The 8,401-nt window shown below is 39.6% G+C and carries 6 protein-coding genes and 1 pseudogene; 1 reads left to right on the forward strand and 6 read right to left on the reverse strand.

Going from position 1 to position 8,401, the window contains the following annotated elements:
- Positions 1-282: pseudogene (locus H5119_RS17140) on the forward strand (hypothetical protein); the annotation flags it as partial.
- A gap of 194 nt (positions 283-476) precedes the next feature.
- Here H5119_RS17140 and H5119_RS17145 read toward each other — a convergent pair.
- The 6 genes from H5119_RS17145 to H5119_RS17170 all read right to left on the reverse strand — a co-directional run bounded on the left by H5119_RS17145 (position 477) and on the right by H5119_RS17170 (position 7,680).
- Positions 477-1,184 carry a hypothetical protein gene (locus tag H5119_RS17145; protein WP_182703091.1) on the reverse strand — a complete coding sequence of 236 codons (708 nt, stop codon included), beginning with the start codon at positions 1,182-1,184 and terminating at the stop codon, positions 477-479.
- Positions 1,185-1,362: 178 nt separating this feature from the next.
- Entirely contained in the window at positions 1,363-2,226 is an 864-nt protein-coding gene (locus H5119_RS17150) for a hypothetical protein (protein WP_182703092.1), read from the reverse strand.
- Between the two features lie 78 nt (positions 2,227-2,304).
- Complete coding sequence (locus H5119_RS17155) at positions 2,305-3,171, reverse strand: hypothetical protein (protein ID WP_182703093.1); 867 nt, start codon at positions 3,169-3,171, stop codon at positions 2,305-2,307.
- A gap of 97 nt (positions 3,172-3,268) precedes the next feature.
- Positions 3,269-4,645 (reverse strand): Na+/H+ antiporter NhaC family protein, encoded by a 1,377-nt coding sequence (locus H5119_RS17160; RefSeq protein ID WP_182703094.1) that lies wholly within the window; start codon positions 4,643-4,645, stop codon positions 3,269-3,271.
- Positions 4,646-4,836: 191 nt separating this feature from the next.
- On the reverse strand, positions 4,837-6,495 hold the full coding sequence (gene pbp4b, locus H5119_RS17165; RefSeq protein ID WP_182703095.1) for a penicillin binding protein PBP4B: 1,659 nt from the start codon (positions 6,493-6,495) through the stop codon (positions 4,837-4,839).
- A gap of 9 nt (positions 6,496-6,504) precedes the next feature.
- On the reverse strand, positions 6,505-7,680 hold the full coding sequence (locus H5119_RS17170) for an exo-beta-N-acetylmuramidase NamZ domain-containing protein (RefSeq protein WP_182703096.1): 1,176 nt from the start codon (positions 7,678-7,680) through the stop codon (positions 6,505-6,507).
- Positions 7,681-8,401 lie beyond the last annotated feature (721 nt).

Here is an 8,401-nt window from a genome sequence, read left to right on the forward strand (position 1 = left end):
GCTCTGTTGATGGTGATGACACTTTCATTGTTAGTTTATTCAATCGCGCAAAGACGAATGAGAGCGAATATGAAAAAAGAAAAAGCCACGATAGCGAATCAAATCAATAAAGAAATATCTAACCCGACATTACGTTGGGTCTTTCAGTGTTTTGAGGGAATTAATCTACTCCAGCAAGGCGACAAAATTAGCTTGGATGGTTTTGATGAGTTCAGGGAAAAAATAATAAGGCTCATTGGTGGACATGCGTTGCATTTATATAAAATCCAAAAAGTTGCCTAGGGGTCTGATCAATGCCTGATTCAATGTCATTTTGCAAATAACTCCCGCCAAATATAAAAAGTTAATTCATCAGTGAGTGTTGTGTTATTGCTGCTATAACAAACAAAAAAGCCTGCAATAAGCAGGCTTTTGACTATTTAAGCAATGACAAGATATACAAAATATTTAAAACTATTATTTATAGTCCTAAATTTTTATGAAAATCCGTGCTCAATATCCCGAAAAGTCCGTTGTCCGTTTGGATCTGCTATATCAATTAATTCACAGGCTCTTTTATTCCAAGCGGCTAACCATGAAATATAATTTGTCAGTTGGTGATAAGCTCGGTCTGGCGCATCAGGACGAATTCTTGACATTGAGAAACCTGAATACGTAGCACCACTTCCTACCCAACTAACAATTGATGATACAGCTCCGCCACCTGGAACTACAAAACCAACAGTCGTTGTTACTAACCCTAATATAGTCGCTGTTTTTTCAACAGCATTACCCGTTTTCATTATGTCGCCACTTATAACAGGATGTAACAAAGCTAATAAGTTAACTGCTTGTGGCTGATTAGAAGCAACTGCAACATCATTTGACGTTTTTGAAGTGTTTGTAGGTGCAGCCCTTCCACGCATTGCAGGAAGTAAACTATTAAAAGATTTTTGGCTACTATTACTTGTTGAAAAAGTAACTGATTGTGTGCTTAAGCCACCGGCTTTAACTCTTTTTTCATCTCGTGGCGTTACAGTTGATTTATAAGTTCGTTGTAATCGACGATAAACAGCTGCACTACATTGTGTCATTTGTATTGCTAAAGCAGCTTGATCCTTGAAGGCTTTACCAATCGCACGTTCAGAAAGTTGCGTTAGCTGTGTTTTTTTCTTTAGCGCATGTTGGCCGATAATAATATCCACAAAAATATCCCTATTTATTATTTAATTGTCAGAATTATATCATGCAATTCAACCGTATGAATATCTAAAAAATATAGATTTAAAGTGTGCTTAACCGACATGAAGCTAGTAAAAACGAAATTAAGCATTTTAGAAATTTTAAGAAGCACATATGATTTAGTAAACAATTAGAAGCTGGTTATTGGCTTATTTGCGGCTTAATGCCACTCAAGTCTAACTGAATAGTCATTTCTACATTTTCAGGTTCTACCGCAACATCACTTAAACCTGTTCTAGTAAAATATTCTTCGAAGTTTTGCTGATATTTAGCCGAAAACTGCGTATACGCGGTAATAAACAAACTCAGCTTTTTAGCTATTATTGGGTAGGTTGCGGCAAGTTCCCGCAATTTTTCAGGTTCAGCAAAGGCAAATTCGGCGTAAGTATTAAAATCATTACCCATAGATGTTTTACCATAATCAGATAAAAAGCCTGCGCTATAATCTGGCGCTAACTCATCTTTTGTAAGTGCCTCAAAATTTGATACTGCAGGCTTCCAATCTCTATTTAATAAACTTTGCCATGTCATTACGCTAAATGGTGAGTTATTAAATATGAGTGAACTAAGTTCATGATGTACTCCACGATACGCATTTTCATAGTTAGCTTTTGTTTCATTCCATTGTGCAATATTAGATAAAGCTATCCATCTTGAACCATAAGTTCCGCCAGCCGCAGCACCTTCAATAGTTATAGCGCCTACAATATAAATAGTATCAATTACTTCAGAAATAAATCCTTCTGGGTAAACTCCCAAGGCAGACTCAATCCCATCAAGAGTTTCAGGTGCACTATCTAAAGAGGTTATAGTCACTTCAACATTGACTAAACTTCCCTCTTCTTCGGTAAAATCTTTTGGATAAGATTGCTTTGGATTATCTGTTTTTATATTGAGCTGGTATGTTTTACCCAATCGTTCTGCTTGCTCCGTTTCACTTTCTAGGTAAGAACATGCGTTCAAAAAAAATAAAAAACTAAACAGGACAAAAACTTTATTTTTCATTTAAACAATCCTTGTTTTATGCCCTAAAAAAGCCTGCATATTTGCAGGCTAAAAACGTAAGACCGCAACCAAATAGCGTTATCTGATAATTTTCGGCTTAATGTTACTCAAGTCTAACTGAATAGTCACTTCTACATTTTCAGGTTCTACCGCAACATCACTTAAACCCGTTCTAGTAAAATAATCTTCGAAGTCCTGCTGGTATTCAGGAAAAACCTGCGTATACGCAGTAATAAACAAACTCAGCTTTTTAGCTATTATTGGGTAGGTTGCGGCAAGTTCCCGCAATTTTTCAGGTTCAGCAAAGGTAAATTCAGCATAAATATTAAAGTCGTTCTCAGCATTAGTTTTACCATATCTAGATAAAAATCCATTTTCATAATCAGGCCCTATATTCCTATCTTGCGTTAAAGCCTCATAATTCGAGGATACAGGCTCCCACTCTTTTGGCAGTAAAGCTTGCCATGCAAATAAAACGAAAGGTGAACGTATATAAATTAGTGAGCTTAATTCATGGTGAACCCCTTTCAATGAGTTTTCGAAGTTAAAGTTCGTGCCATTTTGTTCTGAAATATTTACTAATATTATGGAGTTGCTTGAGTATGTTCCACCCGCTTCAGCTCCTTCCATAAGCATAGGACCAGAGAGATAAATAGCGTCAATTACTTCAGTAACAAACCCTTGAGGATATGTCGTTAATGCGGCCTCAATACCATCAAGTGACTCAGAAGACTCTGCTAACGTCGTCATTTGCATTTCAAGCGTAGGGGAGTTGCCTTCATTTCCTAAAAATTGTTCAGGAAAAAATAAACGAGTATCACCAGCTTTAATATCGAGCTGGTATGTTTTACATAATCGTTCAGCTTGTTCTGTTTCACTTTCTTGGTAAGAGCATGCGTTCAAAAAAAATAAAAAACTAAAAAGGACAAAAGCTTTATTTTTCATTTAAACAATCCTTGTTTTATGCTCTAAAAAAGCCTGCATAGTTGCAGGCTTTGAGGCATTTTATAAATAATTAAAACTCAGTATTTTCAACACGTTTTTATAACACAAGTATGCTTGTTACTAAGTACGCTATAAACGTCAATGCACCACCAAATAACGCATACGGTAGCTGCGTTTTAACGTGGGTGAGTAAATCACACCCTGATGCAATAGCCGATACGGCGCTGGTGTCAGATATAGGCGAGCAGTGATCGCCAAATATACCACCACCCAAAATAGCACCAACAACAAGCGATGGCGGTAAACCTAGCGCTTGAATAAGTGGCACACCAATTGGGATTAATATAGCAAACGTACCCCACGATGTACCCGTAGTAAACGACATTACCGCGCCGGTTAAAAACAGCACCGGTACGATTAAGTAAATAGGTAGGTAGTCGCCAACAAGCGATGCTACAAATACACCAGTACCCAACTCTTTTAAGCTTGCGCCAAGTGTAAGCGAAAGCAATACAATGGCGACCAGTGGCATTAATTCGCCCATACCTTTAAAACCGGTATCAACTAATTGATGATGCGTAAATTTACGTGAGCCAATCATTAAAAAGTAAGCGACAACAATGGCTAAAACCGTTGCATATAATACCGATTTAGAACCGCTGCCCTCGGCTAGTACACCATTTCCGGTGTAATACATAAAGCCAACCATGCTGGTAATAAGCGTAATAAGCGGGATTAACATGTAACGCGCTTTAGAGCCTTTTACTTCTTCTTTTAAGTCAGTTGTTTGAAGCTCTAGTTTTTGTTCAGCTTCTTTCATTGGGCCGTGCACTTTATCAAACGCGATGGTGTAAAAAACAATGACAAGGGTAATTATGGCGTAAAAGTTATACCCTACGCTGCCCCATAACACCGATACCGCAGACTCACCTAGCTCGTAGTTACCTAACAAACCAAGTACAAATGCACCCCAGCCGTTAAGTAGTATTAAAATACACACGGGTGCACTGGTGCTGTCAATAATGTACGCTAGACGCGCTCGGCTCATTTTAAATTTGTCGAATAAGCCACGCGATAAAATACCCGAGGTAAGTACGCTCAGGTTCGATTCTATAAACACCGCAATGCCGGTAAACATGGTTAAAAAGCCCACTTGGCGCTTACTTTTTGCAATGCCTTTGTTCATTAGCATATTAACGGTTGCTGCAACGCCGCCAGATTCGCGAATGTAGGCAAGCAGTGCACCAATTAAAATACTAAATATTAATATGCGTGTATTACCTGGCGAGCTGGCAACCGAAATAATACGTTCAATGGTATTTAAAAAAGTGTCAAACACGCTATTACCTTCGCCCTGAAAGGCGAGTAAAAACTCAGAAGAAGCAACGGCAACAAGTAGCGCCATAATCACTTCTTTTCGCCAAAACACGATAGCAATCGCAATTAGCGGCGGTAAAATAGAATACCAATGCATAAAAAGTTAACCTTTATTATTAGCGAGTAAACCTCGCTTTGTACGCGTTTTAACGCTTATTTGTTAAGCCTAACAACATAAACCGGCTTAGTTTTATAGACCGCTTAGCTTAATGGATTGCCTTACTCAAGTCACCTGTAAATAAATCACTTAAGGTGGCACAGTTAGTACGTTTTAACCTATACGATAGCTTATTGATTTAGTAACGCTTCATAAATAAGCGACACTACCGATCCGTACTGTGCGGTTTCAAATTGTTTGCCTGTAAATTCGTAACGTTTTAGCGAGCCTTTAATGGCACTATGGCGAGCATTGGTAAGTAAAACAATAGCTAAGTCGTAAGCGGGGTCAATTACGGTCACGGTCCCCGTCCAACCGGTGTGCCCATAAGCTTGTGCGCTTGCATAAGGACCAAAGTGCCAACGCCTTGCTTGATTATTACCGGCAAGCCTAAAGCCAAGTCCGTAGGTTTCATCGCTTTCTTGCGGCGTTAAAAATTGCGCTAAGGCACTTGCACTAAATAATTGCTGATCGCCGTAGCCGCCGCTATTTAATAATAGCTGGCAAAGCACAGCTAAGTCTTGGGCGTTACTAAATAGCCCCGCATGCCCTGCTACGCCATCAAGTGAGTAGTAAGCGCGCTCGTCATGCACTTGGCCTTGTAAAACACTGGTGCGAACATTATCAAACTTAATGCGCCCGTCTCGTGTGTTGCCGCTAAGCTCAGTGGCTGCAAATTGCTGCGGCTTAAAGCCTTTTTTAAGAGGATTAAATAACGTGTTAGTTAATTTTAGTGGCGCATACACTTGCTGCTCAAGGTATTTATCAAGGGGCTGCCCAGTGATACGTTCAATTAGCACACCTAAAATCATGTAATCAATATCTGAATAAATAGGCTGCCCAGATGATTTACTACTAAAAGGCACGCTGGTAAGTAATAGCTGCTTGGTGGTTTTACTGTTTTGCGAATAGAACGCGTCGCCATAGCTGCCATCTTTACGATGAAAGTCAAATACTGGCGGGTATCCTGCGCTGTGAGTAAGTAAATCTTTTACTATACGTTGTACTCGACCTTCGCCCGTATATTCGCTTAGGTAGCTTTGCACGGGTTTATTAATATTTAATAACTCTTCGCTTACTAATTTCATAAGGGCAAAGTTGGTGGCAAATATTTTGGTGTTTGAGGCCAAATCAAACAAGGTATTAATTTGCATTGGCTCTGGGCGAAGTAGCATTAAATCACTTTGCTGGTACTGCTTTGCATCGCCATAGGCGGTTAACTTTATTAGCTCGCCATTTTTAATAACGGCCAACACAGCCCCAGGAAAACCTGCTTTTACATCACGTTTAATTAATGTGTCTACTTCAGTAAAATCTATATTCTTTTTTGGTTCATCGCTTAAAGTAGGAAATGCAAAACGCAGTGTTAAGCTTGCGCCAGCAGGGAGAATATTTTCAACCTTAAAGGTATTAACACCGTTGTGAGTATTTTTTGCCAAACTGTAATTATATAAGGTGTTGGCGCTCAGTTGGTTAACGTCGATCTTTTGATTGTTAATGTAAATATCGGCGCTTTGCGCGTTGTGGTTTTGTATTAATAATTGCCCGCGCCCTTTGTAAGCTTTAAACGTTCCTCGGTTATTTACATAAAACCGGCTACTTGGATTGACCTCAGGAAACGTTACAACCACTTGTGCATTAGGCATCTCTACAAGTTGGCTTTTTGTAAGTGTTGGCAGCGAGCTAATTGGTTCAAGTGGTGTAGTGCAACCCACGGCAATAAAGCTTAACGCCACTATAAATGCTGTTTTTATATAACCACACCTTTGATTTTTTAAAGCAATAAACATGCTTAGCCCTTATTTATATAGCAAGTAAGGCGCTCTTTGCGCTTTAAATTGCACAAGCCCCGCCTGCCAACTTTGTTTTATTTGCGCTTCTGATTGCCCTGCTTCAATAGCTAAGCGTAGTTTATTAGTACCCGCTAGTTTATCCATAAAGTCAGCGCGTTCAAAAAACGAGATGTTGTTTTTAGAAAGCTCCGTGTACGCATTTATTAAGTAAGTTAAATTTAGGCCTGTGATGTTTGTTTGTCTTAAATCGAGCCCTTGTACGGTTTTGTTTTTAAATTTAGGGTTTAAAGCAGCGCCTTTAATTGCGCGCGGTGTAAAACTAAAATCACCTAATGCAACTGGCGAATAGCCAATTACTTGAAACGCAAAGTCGGTGCCTCTACCAATGCTGATAGGTGTTGCTTCAAAAAAACAAAGTGACGGGTAAAGCGCAATGGCTTGATCATTAGGTAAATTAGGGCTGGGTTTTACAGGCAAACTGTAAATACTTTTGCGAGTGTAATGATCAACAGGGATCACAGTTAATTTTAAATCAGGTGCTTTATTGATCCAACCCTCACCTTTGATCATGTTGGCAAGCTCGCCAACCGTCATGCCGTGTAACACAGGAATGGGGTGCATACCTACAAACGATTTAAATTCTGGCTCTAATATTGGCCCATCAACGTAGGCAATATTTGGATTGGGTCTGTCGAGTACTAAAAATTCTATCCCCTGCTCTGCAGCGGCTTCCATCATGTAGTGCATAGAGCTTATGTAGGTATAAAAACGTACGCCTACATCTTGAATATCAAAAATAATGACATCAACATCGGCTAAAGCAGCTTGGCTTGGTTTTTTATTTTTACCGTAAATAGAAATAAGCGGAATACCGGTTTTGCTATCAACGGCATTTTTTACATGGGCGCCCGCATCGTGATCGCCGCGAAAGCCATGCTCAGGTGCAAAAATTTTAGTTATATTAATATTTTTAGTCAGCAGAGCATCTACTAAGTGAGCTCTCCCTACCATTGATGTTTGATTAACTACTAGCCCTATACTTTTATTTTTTAACTGCGGTAAATATTTACCATATTGCTGCGCACCGACAACAAGTGAGTTATTAGCTTCGTTGGCTTGTGCGCTGGAAATAAGAGTAGCGCTAAAAATAAAAAATAACGTAATAAATAGGGTTTTAAACATACTGCAATATCCTTTTAAACAAGGCGTTTAAAATAACATAGGTAATAATAAAGAGCAGCTTTAGAAAGGGCTTAAGTGGGCTTGATTAGATACAGTGATTAGAAGCTGTCACTTCTCACGCGAGCAAGCTCTGCGTCTACAACGGATAAATAAACTCGGGGTTCGGATTTAAAGATTAGGGCTGTTTTTGCTTGTAGGCGTGTAGCTTGCTAACGCGACCAGCAGCGCTCGTAAATAAAGTACCAGTTATATCGGTGGTAAATGATTAGAAGCTGGCGCTTCTCACGCGAACAAGTTCTGCGTCTACAACGGATAAATAAACTCGGGGTTCGGATTTAAAGATTAGGGATGGCTTTACTTGTAGGCGTGCAGCTTGCTGACGCGACGAGCGAAGCTCGTAAATAAAGTATCAGTTATATCGGTGGTAAATGATTAGAAGCTGGCGCTTCTCACGCGAGCAAGCTCTGCGTCTACAACGGATAAATAAACTCGGGTTTTGGATTTAAAGATTAGGGCTGTTTTTAATTGTAGGCGTGCCGCTTGCTGACGCGACGAGCATAGCTCGTAAATAAAGTATCAGTTATATCGGTGGTAAGTGATTAGAAGCTACCGCTTCTCACGCGAGCAAGCTCTGCGTCTACAACGGATAAATAAACTCGGTGTTTAGATTTAAAGATTAGGGATGGTTTTGCTTGTAGGCGTGCAGCTTGCTGACGTAACG

It is taken from the genome of Pseudoalteromonas sp. SG45-5, assembly GCF_014164085.1.
Taxonomy (GTDB): domain Bacteria; phylum Pseudomonadota; class Gammaproteobacteria; order Enterobacterales; family Alteromonadaceae; genus Pseudoalteromonas; species Pseudoalteromonas aliena.